Annotated in this window: 17 protein-coding genes, 1 tRNA gene and 1 pseudogene; 11 read left to right on the top strand and 8 right to left on the bottom strand. The window is 64.4% G+C overall.

Going from position 1 to position 15585, the window contains the following annotated elements:
• Window positions 1-5: 5 nt before the first annotated feature.
• The 4 genes from AC1MEM_RS04030 to AC1MEM_RS04015 all read left to right on the top strand — a co-directional run bounded on the left by AC1MEM_RS04030 (window position 6) and on the right by AC1MEM_RS04015 (window position 4190).
• Window positions 6-1307, top strand: coding sequence for an ABC transporter substrate-binding protein (locus AC1MEM_RS04030; protein WP_499475490.1), 1302 nt, complete (start codon window positions 6-8; stop codon window positions 1305-1307).
• A 56-nt stretch (window positions 1308-1363) separates the two neighbouring features.
• Complete coding sequence (locus AC1MEM_RS04025) at window positions 1364-2179, top strand: ABC transporter ATP-binding protein (protein WP_499475489.1); 816 nt, start codon at window positions 1364-1366, stop codon at window positions 2177-2179.
• A gap of 19 nt (window positions 2180-2198) precedes the next feature.
• The gene (locus tag AC1MEM_RS04020) at window positions 2199-3455 is read left to right on the top strand and encodes a phenylacetate--CoA ligase family protein (protein WP_499475488.1); all 1257 of its coding nucleotides are present in this window, start codon (window positions 2199-2201) and stop codon (window positions 3453-3455) included.
• Between the two features lie 114 nt (window positions 3456-3569).
• Window positions 3570-4190: a hypoxanthine-guanine phosphoribosyltransferase gene (locus AC1MEM_RS04015; RefSeq protein WP_499475486.1), complete on the top strand. Its 621-nt coding sequence runs from the start codon at window positions 3570-3572 to the stop codon at window positions 4188-4190.
• A gap of 214 nt (window positions 4191-4404) precedes the next feature.
• On the opposite strand, the gene AC1MEM_RS04010 is transcribed toward AC1MEM_RS04015, so the two are convergent.
• From AC1MEM_RS04010 to AC1MEM_RS03995, 4 genes and pseudogenes are all read right to left on the bottom strand, one after another.
• Window positions 4405-5367, bottom strand: coding sequence for an NAD(P)H-dependent flavin oxidoreductase (locus tag AC1MEM_RS04010; RefSeq protein ID WP_499475485.1), 963 nt, complete (start codon window positions 5365-5367; stop codon window positions 4405-4407).
• 397 nt (window positions 5368-5764) lie between these two features.
• Window positions 5765-6562: pseudogene (locus AC1MEM_RS04005) on the bottom strand (MBL fold metallo-hydrolase); the annotation flags it as partial.
• A gap of 1 nt (window position 6563) precedes the next feature.
• Window positions 6564-6770, bottom strand: a complete 207-nt coding sequence (locus tag AC1MEM_RS04000) for a DUF1289 domain-containing protein (protein WP_499475484.1) — start codon at window positions 6768-6770, stop codon at window positions 6564-6566.
• On the bottom strand, window positions 6767-6931 hold the full coding sequence (locus tag AC1MEM_RS03995) for a hypothetical protein (protein WP_499475482.1): 165 nt from the start codon (window positions 6929-6931) through the stop codon (window positions 6767-6769). Before AC1MEM_RS03995 ends, AC1MEM_RS04000 begins: the two co-directional genes overlap by 4 nt.
• Window positions 6932-7072: 141 nt before the next feature.
• On the opposite strand from AC1MEM_RS03995, the gene AC1MEM_RS03990 reads away from it, so the two are divergent.
• Together AC1MEM_RS03990 and AC1MEM_RS03985 are read left to right on the top strand one after the other, a co-directional pair.
• Window positions 7073-7486 (top strand): CopG family transcriptional regulator, encoded by a 414-nt coding sequence (locus tag AC1MEM_RS03990; RefSeq protein WP_499477558.1) that lies wholly within the window; start codon window positions 7073-7075, stop codon window positions 7484-7486.
• A gap of 21 nt (window positions 7487-7507) precedes the next feature.
• Window positions 7508-8623, top strand: a complete 1116-nt coding sequence (locus tag AC1MEM_RS03985) for an extracellular catalytic domain type 1 short-chain-length polyhydroxyalkanoate depolymerase (protein ID WP_499475481.1) — start codon at window positions 7508-7510, stop codon at window positions 8621-8623.
• A gap of 109 nt (window positions 8624-8732) precedes the next feature.
• On the opposite strand, the gene AC1MEM_RS03980 is transcribed toward AC1MEM_RS03985, so the two are convergent.
• The gene (locus tag AC1MEM_RS03980; RefSeq protein WP_499475479.1) at window positions 8733-8933 is read right to left on the bottom strand and encodes a cysteine-rich CWC family protein; all 201 of its coding nucleotides are present in this window, start codon (window positions 8931-8933) and stop codon (window positions 8733-8735) included.
• Between the two features lie 169 nt (window positions 8934-9102).
• Between AC1MEM_RS03980 and argB the strand changes: the two genes are divergently transcribed.
• Both argB and AC1MEM_RS03970 read left to right on the top strand, forming a co-directional pair.
• Window positions 9103-10032, top strand: coding sequence for an acetylglutamate kinase (argB, locus tag AC1MEM_RS03975; protein ID WP_499475478.1), 930 nt, complete (start codon window positions 9103-9105; stop codon window positions 10030-10032).
• A gap of 62 nt (window positions 10033-10094) precedes the next feature.
• Window positions 10095-10169: transfer RNA gene (locus tag AC1MEM_RS03970), tRNA-Thr, on the top strand.
• 20 nt (window positions 10170-10189) lie between these two features.
• Here the strand turns inward: AC1MEM_RS03970 and AC1MEM_RS03965 are convergent.
• Window positions 10190-11074, bottom strand: coding sequence for a TraB/GumN family protein (locus tag AC1MEM_RS03965; protein ID WP_499475477.1), 885 nt, complete (start codon window positions 11072-11074; stop codon window positions 10190-10192).
• A gap of 14 nt (window positions 11075-11088) precedes the next feature.
• Between AC1MEM_RS03965 and AC1MEM_RS03960 the strand changes: the two genes are divergently transcribed.
• Genes AC1MEM_RS03960 through pabB form a run of 3 tightly spaced genes read left to right on the top strand, consistent with a single transcriptional unit; the run spans window position 11089 to window position 14278 of the window.
• Window positions 11089-11838 (top strand): pyrimidine 5'-nucleotidase, encoded by a 750-nt coding sequence (locus tag AC1MEM_RS03960; protein WP_499477556.1) that lies wholly within the window; start codon window positions 11089-11091, stop codon window positions 11836-11838.
• 17 nt (window positions 11839-11855) lie between these two features.
• Window positions 11856-12434 (top strand): nucleoid occlusion factor SlmA, encoded by a 579-nt coding sequence (slmA, locus tag AC1MEM_RS03955; protein ID WP_499475476.1) that lies wholly within the window; start codon window positions 11856-11858, stop codon window positions 12432-12434.
• 11 nt (window positions 12435-12445) lie between these two features.
• Window positions 12446-14278 (top strand): aminodeoxychorismate synthase component I, encoded by a 1833-nt coding sequence (gene pabB / locus AC1MEM_RS03950; protein ID WP_499475474.1) that lies wholly within the window; start codon window positions 12446-12448, stop codon window positions 14276-14278.
• Between the two features lie 29 nt (window positions 14279-14307).
• On the opposite strand, the gene AC1MEM_RS03945 is transcribed toward pabB, so the two are convergent.
• Window positions 14308-14898, bottom strand: a complete 591-nt coding sequence (locus AC1MEM_RS03945) for a glutathione peroxidase (protein ID WP_499475473.1) — start codon at window positions 14896-14898, stop codon at window positions 14308-14310.
• A gap of 17 nt (window positions 14899-14915) precedes the next feature.
• Entirely contained in the window at window positions 14916-15338 is a 423-nt protein-coding gene (locus AC1MEM_RS03940) for a CoA-binding protein (protein WP_499475472.1), read from the bottom strand.
• Between the last annotated feature and the right edge of the window lie 247 nt (window positions 15339-15585).

The following is a 15585-nucleotide window of genomic DNA, read 5'->3' as shown; positions in this document are numbered from 1 at the left end:
CACCCATGAAACTCATCAAATCGATCGTGTTCGCGGCCGCGCTGGCGGGCGTTGGCGGGCAGGTGCTGGCCGCCGACCAGTTCGTCGCGTTGCCGTCCTACCGCGTCGGGCCCTACGGCGCCGGCGGCTCCGGCTTCTACGGCGGCATGATCGACTATTTCAATTTGGTGAACGCGAACGGCGGCATCAATGGCGTCAAGATGACCTGGGAAGAGTGCGAGACCGAATACAACGCTTCGCGCGGCGTCGAGTGCTACGAGCGCATGAAGACAAAGAATGGCGGCGCCACCCTGGTCGACCCGCTCTCGACCGGCATCGCCTACGGCATCGTCGACCGCGTGGCGACCGATAAAATCCCGATGACCATGCTCGGCTACGGCCGCTCGGACGCCGCCAACGGCAAGGTCTTCCCCTACGTCTTCCCGCTGATTACCAGCTACTGGAACCAGGCCGCGGCCATGATCAAATACCTGGCCGACAAGAACGGCGGCTATCCCAAACTGAAAGGTAAAAAGATCGTCTACCTGTACCACGACTCGGCCTTCGGCAAGGAAGCGATGCCGGTGCTGGACGCACAGGCGGCGCAATATGGTTTTGAATTGGTCAAGATCGCCGTCGCGCCGCCGGGCAGCGAGCAGCAGTCGCAATGGCTGCAGATCCGCCAGGCGAAGCCGGACCACGTGATCCTGTGGGGCTGGGGCGTGATGAATTCGGTGGCCATTAAAACCGCCCAGCGCAACGGCTTCCCGCGCGAGAAAATCCTCGGCGTCTGGTGGGCCGGCTCGGAAGAAGACACGATCCCGTCGGGCGAAGCGGCCAAGGGCTATACCTCGATGACGTTCAATACGCCGGGCAACTACCCGCTGATCGAGGACATCCGCAAGAAGGTCTACGCCGCCGGCAAGGGCAACCTGGCCGACCAGGGCCGCATCGGCTCCGTGTATCACATGCGCGGCGTGACCCTGGGCGTGCTGTGGGTCGAGGCGATCCGCACCGCGCAGGAAAAATTCGGCAAAGGTAAAACCATGACCGGCGAGCAGGTGCGCTGGGGCCTGGAAAACCTGAACGTCGACGCGGCGCGCCAGAAAGCGCTCGGCGCCTTCGGCATGTTCCCGACCGTCAAAACGAGCTGCGAGGACCATGAAGGTTCGGGCGCGGTGAAGGTGCAGCAGTGGGATGGCAAGAAGTGGAACGCGATCACGCCGAACTGGGTGGTCGGCGACAAGGCTTTGACGCGCAAGCTGCTGGAAGAGTCGTCGCTGGCCTATGCCAAGGAAAAGAACATCACGCCTGCCTGCATGCAGTAAGCACCCTTGATCGACCGTCCCCGCCGTGGCGGGGGCGTTTTCGGAAATTTAAAACCATGAACGACGCCAGCGCGCCCTACCTGTCAGTCAACAACATCGAAGTCATTTACGACCACGTGATCCTGGTATTAAAAGGCGTGTCGCTGCAGGTCCCGAAGGGGAAGATCGTGGCCCTGCTGGGCGCGAACGGCGCCGGCAAGTCGACGACATTAAAGACGATTTCGACCCTGCTGCGCGGCGAACGCGGCGACGTGACCAAGGGCGAGGTGCGCTTCCAGGGCGAGCGCATCGACCAGCTGACGCCGAACGAACTGGTGCGGCGCGGCCTGTCGCAGGTGATGGAAGGGCGCCACTGCTTCGGCCACCTCACGATCGAAGAGAACCTTCTGACGGGCGCCTACACCCGCAACATCGGGCGCGGAGACCTGAAAACGGCGCTCGAATCGGTCTACCACTATTTCCCCCGGTTGAAGGAACGGCGCAGCAGCCAGGCCGGCTACACCTCGGGCGGCGAGCAGCAGATGTGCGCGATCGGGCGCGCGCTGATGGCCAACCCGTCGATGATCCTGCTCGACGAACCGTCGATGGGCATCGCGCCGCAGATCGTCGACGAGATCTTCGGCATCGTCAAAGACCTGAACGACAAGGAAGGCGTGTCCTTTTTGCTGGCCGAGCAGAACACGAACGTCGCGCTGCGCTACGCCGACTTCGGCTACATCCTCGAGAACGGACGCGTCGTGATGGAAGGGGCGGCGCACGACCTGGCCAGCAACGAGGACGTCAAGGAGTTTTACCTGGGCGTGTCCGGCGCGGGCCGCAAGAGTTTCAGGGACATGAAGTTCTACCGCCGCCGCAAGCGCTGGCTGGCCTAATCCGATTGGAGACACCATCATGAGCATCACCTTCGATGCGCTGGAGACGCGCGCGCCGGCAGAGCGCGAACGCGACCTGCTGGCGCGCCTGCCCGGCCTGATCGCACGCGCGCAACAGGCACCCGGCTGGGCGCGGATCCTGGACGGGGTCGACCCGCATGCCATCACCAGCCGCGCGGCGCTCGCAAGCCTGCCGGTGACGCGCAAAGCCGACCTGAAGGCGCTGCAGGCGGCGCTGGCGCCGTTCGGCGGCCTGACCGCGACGCCGACCAGCGAGCTGGCCCACGTCTTCATGTCGCCCGGCCCGATCTTCGATCCGGAGGGACGCGGCGCGGACTGGTGGCGCTTTGCGCGTCCCCTGTTTGCGGCCGGCGTGCGTGCCGGCGGCCTGCTGCAGAACTGCTTTTCGTACCACTTCACGCCGGCCGCCTTCATGGTCGAAAGCGGCGCTGCGCGCATCGGCTGCGGCGTGATCCCGGCCGGTACCGGGCAGACGGAAATGCAGGTGGAAGCGATGGCGGCGCTGCGCCCGGATACCTATGTCGGCACGCCCTCGTTTTTACGCATCATCATCGAGAAGGCGTTGGAGACGGGCGCAGATATCGGCAGCGTGCGGCATGCCCTGGTCGGCGCCGAGGCGCTACCGGAATCCCTGCGCAGCTGGTTCCGCGAGCATGGCGTGCCGCACGTGTTCCAGACCTATGCGTCGGCCGACATCGGCAGCATCGCTTATGAAACGGCCACCGACGGCGTGCTCGATGCGGGCATGGTGCTCGACGAAGAGGTGCTGCTGGAAATCGTGCGGCCCGGCAGCGGCGAGCCGGTGGCAGCGGGCGACATCGGCGAAGTCGTGGTCACCCTGTTCAATGCCGACTATCCCCTGATCCGCTTTGCCACCGGAGACTTGTCCGCGCTGCTGGTCAACCCGGCGCCGGCGCCGGGCGCGCGCACGAACACCCGCATCCGCGGCTGGCTGGGCCGCGCCGACCAGACCACCAAGGTGCGCGCGATGTTCGTGCACGCTTCGCAGGTGCAGAACATCGTGCGCCGCCATCCGGACATCGGCAAGGCGCGGCTCGTGGTCTCCGGCAGGATGGCGAACGACCTGATGACGCTGCAGTGCGAAGTGACAGGCGCGCCTGACCCGGCGCTGGGCGCGGCGATTGCCGCCTCGATCCGCGAGGTGACGAAGCTGCGCGGCGAAGTCGCCTTCGTCGCTCCCGGCTCGCTGCCGGAAGACGGCAAGCTCATTGAAGACGCGCGCGATTACAGCTGAACAGACATGCAGGGCAGAGGGAAAAATCGCGACCGCAATGCCCGCTGCCAAATGTCCGCCCGTCATTGGGAATATTCGCGATAATTGGGGCATTGCCCTTAATCGTCAAAGTCCATGCAAGATTTTCATGTTACGCGCGCCCACGCCCTGCTGGAACACGCGCAAGAGATCGTCAGCCCAGTCCAGGTGCAAGACGCCGTACGCAAGGTGGCCGATGTCCTGAACGCGCGTTTTAAAGCGCCCGGTGCCGGCTTCCCGCTCGTGCTCGGCGTGATGGGCGGCGCCGTCGTCTTCACCGGCACCCTGCTGCCCCAGCTCGACTTCCCGCTGGAATTCGATTACATCCACGTCAGCCGCTACGGCGACGACGACCGCGGCGGACAAGTAGTGTGGAAAGTGATTCCGCGCCAGAACGTTGCCGGCCGCACGATTGTCGTGCTCGACGACATCCTCGACGAGGGGGAAACGCTGGCCCACGTGAAGCAGCGCCTGCTCGACATGGGGGCGGCCGAGGTGATCATCGCCGTGTTCGCGGACAAGGATATCGGGCGCTCCAAACCGATCGTGGCCGACATCACGGGCGTGACCTTGCCGAACGCTTTCGTGGTCGGCTTCGGCATGGACGTGTACGGCTACTGGCGCAACCTGCCGGGGCTGTGGTCGATCAGCCCGCAAGACTTGAAGCCAGTCGACCCGGAACTGGAGTATCCGGTTCCGGATGCAAAAGCCTCCTGAATCGGAGTTTTTAATTTAAAGCGATAAAGCGAAGGCCTCCGTAGGGAGGCCTTGTTATTGTAGGGTGGGCACTCCGTGCCCACGCGGAATGACGAACGGTGTCGGCCGAATTCCATTGTCGCGGTATGCCTTGGCACGTGCGTCTGAATGCGTGGTCCAAGGCTCCAACATGGCCAACACGGCGCCGCCTTCCGCGTGGGCATGCCCACCCTACTTAACGCAGCGCCAGGCGCGCACGTGCGGCATCGTATTCGCGCTTCAAGCGTGCGACCATGTCGGCCACCGTCGGCACGTCGTCCATCAGGCCCACGCCCTGGCCGGCGCCCCAGATATCGCGCCAGGCCTTCGCTTTCGAGCTGCCGTCGCCAAAACTCATCTTGCTCTTGTCCGATTCCGGCAGCGCGTCCGGATCGAGCCCAGCGTTGACGATCGATTTCTTCAGGTAGTTCCCGTGCACGCCGGTGAACAAATTCGTGTACACGACGTCGGCCGCGCTCGACTCGACGATCGCGTCGCGGTATTCGTCGCTGACGTTCGATTCCTGGGTCGCCAGCCAGCGCGAGCCGATATACGCAAAATCGGCGCCCATTGCCTGCGCGGCCAGGATGGCGTCGCCGGTGGCGATCGAGCCGGACAGGGCCAGCGGGCCGCTGAAGAATTTGCGGACTTCGCCCACCAGCGCGAACGGAGACAGGGCACCCGCGTGGCCGCCGGCGCCGGCCGCGACCAGGATCAGGCCGTCGACACCGGCTTCCAGCGCCTTTTGCGCGTGGCGGATCGAGACCACGTCGTGCAGCACGATGCCGCCGTAGCTGTGCACGGCATCGAGCATCTCTTTCGGCGGTGCGCGCAGCGAGGAGATGATGATCGGCACCTGGTGTTTGACGCAGACGTCGACATCGTGCTCGAGGCGCGTGTTCGAGGCGTGCACGATCTGGTTCACCGCGATCGGGCCCACTTTGACGCCCGGATGCGCGGCCTGGTAGTCGGCCAGTTCCTTCTGCAAGTCGGTCAGCCAGGTATCGAGCAGCTCGGCCGGGCGGGCGTTGAGCGCCGGGAAGGAACCGACGATCCCCGCCTTGCACTGCGCCGCGACCAGGGCCGGACCACTGGCGATGAACATCGGCGAGGCGATGACGGGTAAGGAGAGGTTTTGCAGTACGCTTGGCAGGGTCATGGGCAACTTTCGGCGTGAAGTGATTTGGCGTGGCTGATTATAGGGCCAAAACGGGGCAAAAAAAGCACGATCGTGCTAGACCGGCGGCTCTAAATTACGCGTCGACGAGGAAATGGCCGTCGATGCGCGCGGCTTTGGCACGCAGCAGGGAGGCGATGGCCCAGTTGGCGAGGGTGATGCAGGTCGCGGGCAGTGGGTCGGACGGGCCGTTTTGTCTGGTTGCTGCCGTCGCGACGTGCGGACGTTCGTTGAACGCGTGGCCCACCCTACGGGTCTGTGCGTCGGTATCGACCATACCGACGGGCACGCGTGGCGACGTAGGGTCGGCAGCTTCGCTGCCCACGCGTTCACCCGGCGCCAGGGCATCCGCCAACGCTGCCATGTCCATCTGCCCTATCGCAGTTTTCAGCACCGGTATCGACGCCAATAAACCCGGCAGCGCGTGCACGGCAATCCGCTGCCGCTCCAGCAGCAAAAATTTCACCAGCACCTTGACCGCATTCTCCGCATTGCGCTTCGGATCGGCGGATAAGTAATCGAGCCGCGAGTACGCGCGCTGCAAGGCCCCGGAAACATCGTCGAACATCCGGCCATGCCCCGGAATGACGATACGCGCATCGAGCGTGGCGATCAGGTCGAGCGTCGCCCGCACTTCCCCGAAACCGGGCTCGCCGGCCAGTTCCGGGAACACGATGCCAAAGCCGTTTTCCCACAGCGCGTCGCCCGCGATCAGGATGCCCTCCTGCGCGCAGAACAGCAACAATGCATGCGGATCGTGGCCGGGGGCGGCCAGCACCTCCCACGCCATTGCGCCCAGTTCCAGCCTTTGCCCTGGCACCAGTACGGCGTCGAAGGCAAACCGTGCGCATTGCTGGCCCGTGGCGCGGAAACTCAGCGCCTCTTCATCCCAGGCCGCGACCTTGTCCGCTTCCAGCGCAGGGATGGCGGTATGGCACCCATACGCCGCCTGCAGCGCGGCATTGCCGCCGCAGTGGTCCGAATGCAGGTGGGTGTTCAACAAGCGCTGCAAAGGGCGCCCGTCCAGCGCATGGCGCACCAGCGCCAGCGTCTGCGGCGCGTGGGTGAGGTAGCCACTGTCGACCAGCGCGCTCTGCTCCCCCGTAAACAAGACGTTGTTCGACGACAGCCAGCCGCGCTCGAACATGCGCATGGTGGCGGGCAGGCGCGGGCTCATGTCAGTCAAAGTCAAGATTCGCTTCGCGCCGGCGGATCTCGACCCACACCGCGCGTTTCACTTCGTCGCTGGCGCTGCCCCAGGCCACGATTTCGTCGATCGTGCGCAGGCAGCCGCGGCACAGGCCTGAGGTCTGGTCCATCTCGCACAGGCTGATGCAGGGAGACGGGACCGGGGTCTGCAGTTCGGGAGAGGAAAGCGCACTCATGCGGCGGCTGCCCCGGGTATCCCGACCATGTAGCCGGTGGCCAAACCAGTCGGCATACCGGGGCAGAACGGGGTGTCGTGATACAGCTGCGGCAGCGTTGCGCGCGGCGGCGGCGTGTACTGCCATGCGAAGCGCAGGCCGGGTTGTAATTCTGGACTCATGAAGAAAGAGATTACCCGATTCAATCGAATTGTGCTTGACCGGGAGGCTCAGGAGCGTAGACTTGGCACCCATTAGCACCATCCACATGGATGGTAACAGGATGGTATGAAAGGATGGTGTGAGGTATGCGGGGCCAAATGATGACGACGAATGAACCGAAACTGAAGGTCGCCGACTCGGAAAAGATCACGATCAACCTCGGCATGATCGACCTCGGCCAGATCGACCTGCTGGTGAGCGAAGGCTTTTATAGCAATCGGACCGACCTGATCCGCACAGCCATCCGCAACCAGTTGAATACCCACGCCGACGTGGTCCGGCAAACCGTGGCGCGCCGCAGTCTCGTCCTCGGCATGCACCACTATTCCCGGGCCGACCTGGAAGCGGCGCAACAAGCCGGCATCCGGCTGCAGATCCAGGTGCTCGGCATGGCGAGCATTGCCAGCGACGTGACGGTCGAACTGGCGCTGGCCACCATCGAATCGATTTCGGTTTTGGGCGCCTTGCATGCAAGCAGCGCCATCAAAGCCGCATTGGCAGAGCGCATTCTTTAATGCGCACGCAAAGGAAACCACATGAAACTGAATATGAATTTGAATAACAAATTGTTCGCGCAAATGCGTGCCGCCACCCGCAACCTGATCAGGAAGCCCCAGGTCGATACCAACAAGGTGATCCAGGATGCGCTGAAAAACGCCTCGGCCATGACCCAGGCGGCGCAGGCGCACATGACCGGCCTGTCGCAAGCGAACGGCACGGCCCACTTGCGTACGCCCGCCGACGTGCCGGACATGCTGGCCGAACTGAGCCGCACCTTCGGCCACGGCGCTGCCGCCGCGAATGAACCTGCCGAGGCCCTGCCCGGCGCCTTCAGCGAGGGCAGCTTCACCAACCGCGCCGGCACCCGCAGCTACAAACTGTACGTGCCGAGCAGCTACACCGGCCAGGCGGCGGCCCTGGTCGTGATGCTGCACGGCTGTACCCAGGACCCGGACGACTTCGCGCGCGGTACCCAAATGAACGCGCTGGCCGAGGAAACCGGCTGCCTGGTCGTCTATCCGTCCCAATCGCGCCAGGCCAATTCCTCGCGCTGCTGGAACTGGTTCAGCGACGTCGACCAGAAGCGCGACCAGGGCGAGCCGTCGATCATCGCCGGCATCACGCGCGAGGTCATGGGCAAGTACAAGATCGACCCGGCACAAGTGTATGTCGCCGGCCTCTCCGCCGGCGGCGCGATGGCGACCATCATGGGCACGCTCTACCCGGAGCTGTACGCGGCCGTCGGCGTGCACTCCGGCCTGCCCTATGCCTCGGCCCATGATTTGCCGTCGGCACTGGCCGCGATGCAGGGCCAGCGCCAGCGCCAGAACAAGCCAGGCAAAGCGATCCCGATCATCGTCTTCCACGGCGACCAGGACCACACCGTGCACCCGACCAATGGCGACGAACTGATGGTGGACGCACGCGACGCCGCCGAGGTCATGGCGGTCGAACCGGGCCGCGTTCCGGACGGCCACGCCTTTACCCGCACCATGCACAAGCGCGCCGACGGTAAAGTCCACGGCGAACACTGGGTCATCCACGGCGCCGGCCACGCCTGGTCGGGCGGCAGCGCACGCGGCACGTATACCGACGGCAAGGGTCCCGATGCCAGCCGGGAAATGCTGCGCTTCTTCAGCACGCACCGTTGAGACAGGTGGCCACCGGTGCCTGCCGCGTCATGCAGCCTGGCGTCCACCACCACCGTCGTCTCGACAGGCAAATGATGCGCGTGCGCCGCAGCCCATGCACCACGGTGCCTCAATCGTCGCGCGGGAACTTTTCGACAGCCAGCCTGGCCGTCTCGGCAATGTGCGCACGCAGGCAGGCCGGACACCAGCAACCGGCATCGACGCCCGGCAGCGGCACCACGGGTGGCAATTCCGTGCACCAGCACGGGCCGTCGCTGCCATCGGCCATGGCGCAGCCAAAAGCAGCACCGCAGCGGGTACAAAGGCTCATGGCGCAGCCTTGCGACAGAAATTATTCGGCATGTGTAATATCGTAGAAGCATTCATCGGCAGCGATCCTTACCCGTCACACGATAAAATACAACAAGCGCGCCATAGAATGCCCACAAGGGCGCCCGTGTTGCCTGTAAAATCTCCGCCACATTCATTTCGGACTCCCCATGAACGCTCACGTGACCAGCTTGAAAACCGAAGAACCATCGAGTGACCTGACTGCGGTTTCACCGCAAATCAAGGCACAGATCCTGGCCGAGGCGCTCCCTTATATCCGCAACTTCCATGGCAAGACCATTGTCATCAAGTACGGCGGCAATGCCATGACCGACGAACGCCTGAAGCACGGCTTCGCGCGCGACGTCATCCTGCTCAAACTGGTGGGCATGAACCCGGTGGTGGTGCACGGCGGCGGTCCGCAGATCGACAACGCCCTGAAAAAAATCGGCAAGCAAGGCACCTTCGTACAAGGCATGCGCATCACCGACGAAGAGACCATGGAAGTGGTCGAGTGGGTGCTGGGCGGCGAAGTGCAGCAGGACATCGTCATGCTGATCAACCACTACGGCGGCCAGGCAGTGGGCCTGACCGGCAAGGACGGCGGCCTGATCCGTGCTCGCAAGATGAGCATGCCCGACCGCGACAAGCCGGGCGAGTTCCTCGACATCGGTTTCGTCGGCGAGATCGAGGCAATCAACCCGGCCGTGGTCAAAGCGCTGCAGGACGATGCCTTCATCCCGATCATCTCGCCGATCGGCTTCGGCCAGGACGGGCAAGCCTACAACATCAATGCCGACGTCGTCGCCGGCAAGATCGCGGAAATCCTGAAAGCGGAAAAGCTGATCATGATGACCAACATCGCAGGCGTGCAGGATAAAGCCGGCAAGCTGGTGACCGACCTGTCGGCGCGCGAAATCGACGAGATGTTCGAAGACGGCACGATCTCGGGCGGCATGCTGCCAAAGATCTCGTCGGCACTCGACGCAGCGAAGTCCGGCGTGAACACCGTGCACATCATCGATGGCCGCATCGAGCACTCTTTGTTGCTGGAAGTCTTGACCGAACAGGCGTTTGGCACTATGATCCGGTCGCACTAAAAGTTTTAACGGGCAGTGCCCGTTAAAACGGTGGCAACTACGTTGTCCGCCATATCAGTACCGCCCTTTTAGCTCAGTGGTAGAGCACTCCCTTGGTAAGGGAGAGGCCACGTGTTCAATCCACGTAAAGGGCACCATCTCCCCCCGCTTGATACCCTCAGTACACCCGCTCCACCTGTAAGCCGCGCTGGCGCAACAGCGCCGGTACGCCCCGTTTCCCCAGCAAGTGCATTAGACCGATCGCCGCCACCGCATTGTTTTCGCGCGCCAGCAGCGCGGCCAGCTTGTCCGCCATCGGGCCGTTGCGTCCGTCCAGCACCACATCACGGATCACCTTGCCGCCCACGCTGTCGTCGGTCTCGACGCGGCGGGCGATGCCGTCGAGTGCCTTGCGGTCGGCGCGCTCGTAAGCGTCGAACAGCGCGCGCGCCTCGCGCAACTGCTGCCCCGAGGCCATGTGCTCCAGCGTTTCTTCGAGCATGCTCCACTGCGTCTCGATGGGCAGCCCGTCCAGCAGTGCCGCTTGGTATTGCACCGACTCGAGTTCGGCGATGCGCGCCTTGCCGCGCGCCAGCTGCGCCAGGTGTGCGTCGACGCCGAGGGCCGGGTCGTAGCCCAGTTTGGCCAGGTCCAGCAGCGCAAGCATCGTCGCCAGCACCCAGGGTTTCATTTGCACCACGGCAGCGGGATCGATTCCCTGCCGGGTCAGGGCGGCCTCCAGGCGCTGGCGGCGCTCGGCCGGCAAGCCCGCATAACCGGGGCTTCCGGCGGCGAACACGCCATGCTCGCGGAACGCCGCCTCGACGGCGCCGGGGTCGCGCGTCACGTCCACTTCCAGCGCCAGCGTGGGCGCGGCCACCAGCGCCTTGCCGATGCGCGGCTCGAGCGGATAGTAGCCGGATTTACCGGCGTGGATGGTGCCGTACAAATACAGCGTATTGCCCTTGCCGGTGACCTTGAACAGCGCGCCGCGCTCGGCGGCGAAGGCCTGGCACGCCATCAGAACGCAGCTCAGGAAGACCACTATAATCGGACGTTGCATTCATTTCTCCTGTCATTGCCATCGTGCCGAATCATACCTCTCCCTCTCCCGTCTGGTTATTCGACCTGGACAACACACTGCACGACGCCTCGCACGCGATTTTTCCGGCGATCAGCGCCAACATGAACACGTATATCGCACGCGTGCTGGACGATGGCGTCACGCCGGTGACCCAGGCCCGGGTCGATGCCGCGCGCCTCGGCTACTGGAAGCGCTATGGCGCCACCCTGCTCGGCATGATGCGCCACCACGGCGTCGACGCCGCCGATTTTTTGCGCGAGACCCACGACCTCAACAATTTGCGCGCGATGATGCGTTCCGAGACCGGCCTCGGCAGACTGCTGCAGCGCCTGCCGGGCCGTAAAATCCTGCTGACGAATGCGCCGACCGTCTATTCGACGCACGTGATGCGCCATCTCGGCCTGGGACGCCATTTCGCGCACCAGATCGCGATCGAGCAGATGCAGGTGCACGGCCAGCTGCGCCCGAAACCCTCGAAACTGATGCTGTCGCGCCTGCTGCGCAGGTACGGCGTGGCCGCGCGCGACTGCATCCTGGTCGAAGACACGCTGGCGAACCTGAAAAGCGCCAGGCAGCTCGGCCTGCGCACGGTCTGGGTGACCCAATACCTGCGTAGCGGCGAACGCAGCACGCTGGCGCAAGCGCGGCCGCGCAGATTGATTCGCCCAAATTTTGTCGATGTCAAAGTAAAATCCGTGCGGCAGCTGCCGAAGCGCTTGCACCGGCTCCGCTTTTTCGACTAACTACTTTTCGGGATCCCATGGCAAGCACGAAGCCAGGCCAGCGTAAACTGCAAATCCTCCAGGCCCTGGCGGCCATGCTCGAGCAGCCGAAAGGTGAAAAAATCACCACCGCCGCGCTGGCGGCGCGTTTATCCGTGTCGGAAGCGGCGCTGTACCGCCACTTCGCCAGCAAGGCGCAGATGTTCGAGGGCCTGATCGATTTCATCGAGGCCAGCGTGTTTGGGGTGATCAACCAGATCACGGAAAAGGAAGAGCGCGGCGTCGACCAGGCCTATGCGATCTTGCAGATGCTGCTCGCCTTTGCCGCCAACAACCCGGGCATGACGCGGGTGCTGATCGGCGATGCGCTGGTCGGCGAAGACGAACGCCTCCAATTGCGCATGAACAGTTTTTATGACCGCATCGAGCTGGCGTGCAAGGGCGCCCTGCGTCTGGCGGCGAGCCAGGGCCATGGTGTCGAGGACGATGTCGCCGCGCGCGCCAGCCTCCTGGTCAGCTATGTCACCGGGCGCTGGCACCGCTATGCCAAGAGCGGCTTCCGCCAGAGCCCGCTTGATGCCACGAGCGTACAATTGTCGCTCCTGCTGGCAGCCTGACGCGATCGACCATGCACACAGTCTTTGCACTGCTCGACGATGCGAGCGCGGAGGGTCATGCGCAGGCACGTTCGCGCCTGTACACCGGCCACGCCGGCACCTTGACTTGCCAGGATACCGCCGGCTGGAACGGTGTGCTGGAAGAGCTACAAGCGGCCCTGGCGCGCGGCCTGTACGCCGTGCCCCTGCTCAGCTATGAACTGGGCGCACAGCTGCTCGGCATTCCTTGCAAGCCGCTCGCGCGGCCGCTGGCGCAAGTGCTGCTGTTCGAACGCTGCGAGGCCTTGACGGCGGCCGAGGCGCAAGGCTGGATCACGACGCGCGCCGCGAGCGACACACCGGCCGGCGTGGCCGGCGTGAGCGCGAATGTCGACGAGGCGCAGTTCACTGACGCGATCAACCGCATCCGCGCCTACATCGCCGCCGGCGACACCTACCAGGTCAACTACACCTGGCGCCTGCGCTTCGACGCCTTCGGTTCCGTCTTCGCCCTCTATAACCGGCTGCGCGCACGCCAGCCGGTGCCCTACGGCGCCCTGATCGGCCTGCCGGACGGCGGCGCCGTATTGTCCTTTTCTCCCGAGCTGTTCGTGCGCCACGCAGGCGGCACGCTGCTGGCGCGCCCGATGAAGGGCACGGCGCCCGCCAGCGAGGACGAAGCGACCAATGCCGGGCGCGCCGCCGCGCTCGCGCTCGACCCGAAGAACCGCGCCGAAAACCTCATGATTGTCGACCTGCTGCGCAACGACCTCGGACGCGTGGCGCAGACCGGCAGCGTCGCGGTACCGAAATTGTTCGAGGTGACGCGCTTCGGCGCCGTGCTGCAGATGACCTCCACCGTGCAGGCGCGGTTGCGCGAGGACGTCACATTGAACGAAGTGTTCGCCGCCCTGTATCCCTGCGGCTCGATCACGGGCGCGCCCAAGCGGCGCACGATGGAAATCATCGACGAACTCGAACCCGACCCGCGCGGCCTGTACACGGGCGCGATCGGCTGGTTCGATCCACCGGTCGACGGCCGTGCCTTCGGCGATTTTTGCCTGTCGGTGCCGATCCGCACGCTGGCGCTGGAACCCGGGGAACAGCTGCGCCGCGGCGAACTGGGCGTCGGCGCCGGCATCGTCTTCGACAGCGATGCGCAAGGCGAATATGCCGAGTGCCAGTTAAAAGCGCGCTTCCTGACCGGGCTGGCCAACGAATTCGAGCTCTTCGAGACCATCAAGGCGTCCTGGCAGGACGGCCCGCGCCACCTCGACCTGCACCTGGCGCGGATCAAAACCTCGGCCGCGTATTTTGGCCTGCCCTTCGAGGAGGAAGCCGCGGCGAAGATCGTGATCGATGCCTGCCTCGGCCTGCTGCCCGAAGCGGGCATCCACCGGCTGCGCCTGGCGCTCGGTGCGCACGGCGAGCTCGCCATTACGTCCGCACCATTGGCGCCCCTGACAGAACCGGTGCACCTGGTGCTGGCGCAGGCGACGACGCAGTCGAGCGACGTCTTCCTGCGCCATAAGACCTCGATCCGCACGCGCTACGACGCGGCCTGGCGCGCCGCCGAGGCGGAAGGCGCCTTCGACGCCTTGTTTTTCAACGAGCGTGGGGAATTGACGGAAGGGGGACGCAGCAATGTGTTCGTGCGCCTCGGCGGCCACTGGTTCACGCCGCCGCTGTCCTGCGGCCTGCTGCCCGGAGTGATGCGGTCGGTCATGCTGGGCGCACCCGCATGGGACGCACGCGAGCGCGTCATCACGCGCGCCATGCTGGACAAGGCGGATGGCATCGTGGTCTGCAATGCGCTGCGCGGTCCGCTGCTAGCAATACTGGCGCCGCGCCAGGGCGCTGCCTGAATTGGCCGCTTGAATGGCCGAATGCGCCCTTACGGCGCCAGCGCGCCCTCGACCTTGCGCACGAGTTCAGGGTCGTCCGGCGTCACCTTGCTCGGGAAGTAATCGATCACCTTGCCGTCGCGTCCGATCAGGTATTTCGTGAAATTCCACTTCGGCTGCTTGCCGGTCTCCCTGATCAAGGCCGCATGCAGCGGATTCGCGTTGGCGCCGGTCACCACGGTGGGCGTAAACATCGGGAATTTCACGCCATAGGTGTTGTAGCAGAGGTCGGCGATTTCCTTGGTGCTGGACGATTCCTGTTTAAAATCGTTCGAGGGGAAGCCGAGGATCACCAGCCCGCGCGGGCTGTATTTGGCATACAGCGCTTCCAGGCCTTCGTACTGTTTCGTATAGCCGCAGTAGCTCGCCGTGTTCACGACCAGCAGCACCTTGCCCGCATACTGGCACAGGTCCTGCGGCGCTTCGTCCTGCAGGCGTTTAAAACTTTGTTTCAGTAGTGCGGGACAGGCGGCCGGCGCCGGGCTGGCGGCCACCAGGGGGCGGTGCGGCACGACGGCGGTGGTCTGCGCACTGGCGGTGGCGGCAGCCAGCAGGGACAGTGAAAAAGCGGTTTTCAGCATGATCGGTCCGGTATGGGTCAGGCGTTGAGCTTGCGGTGTTCGATTTTCATGCAGTGGTTCATCACGACGTCCAGCCCCGCGGCGCGTGCCAGGTCGGCGGCGGCCTGGTTCTCGATCTCGAGCTGCATCCACAGGCAGCTGGCGCGGATCGCAATCGCATCGCGCGCCAGCGGCGGGATGTCTTCCGACTTGCGGAAGCAGTCGACGATGTCGATCCGCGTGCCGCTCGGCGCCAGCGCATCGGCCGCTTCCTGCAGGCTGCCGTGCACGCGCTCGCCCAGGATTTCCTCGCCCGCGTATGCCGGGTTGACGGGGATGATGCGGTAGCCCTGCCCTTGCAGGTATTCGGCCACGCCGTAGCTGGCGCGATCGGGCTTGTTCGACAGGCCGACAATGGCGACGGTTTTGCTGTCGTTGAGGATTTGAGCGATCGTTCTCATGGGCGTCATAGATGGTCGGGATCGGCGTTAGCTTAACAGGTTTATATCGTGAGGTTCGCACCCGTACTGCGCGTTTGCACGAAGCCCGCGACCTGTGGAAAGATGGCGCCTTCATCAGTCCGGACCCATCCATGAAAATCGCCCCCGCACCGTGCGCGTTAATCGAGGTGGCGGGCAATTGCGAGGCAGTCGAGCCGAACCAGGCGCAACTGGACGCGTGCAGAGCGGGTATTTAAAGAGCAGGTGG

The organism is Telluria sp. AIW5 (assembly GCF_056680575.1).
The sequence above is the reverse complement of the archived record's forward strand: the minus strand, read 5'-3'. Positions and strand labels throughout refer to the sequence as shown.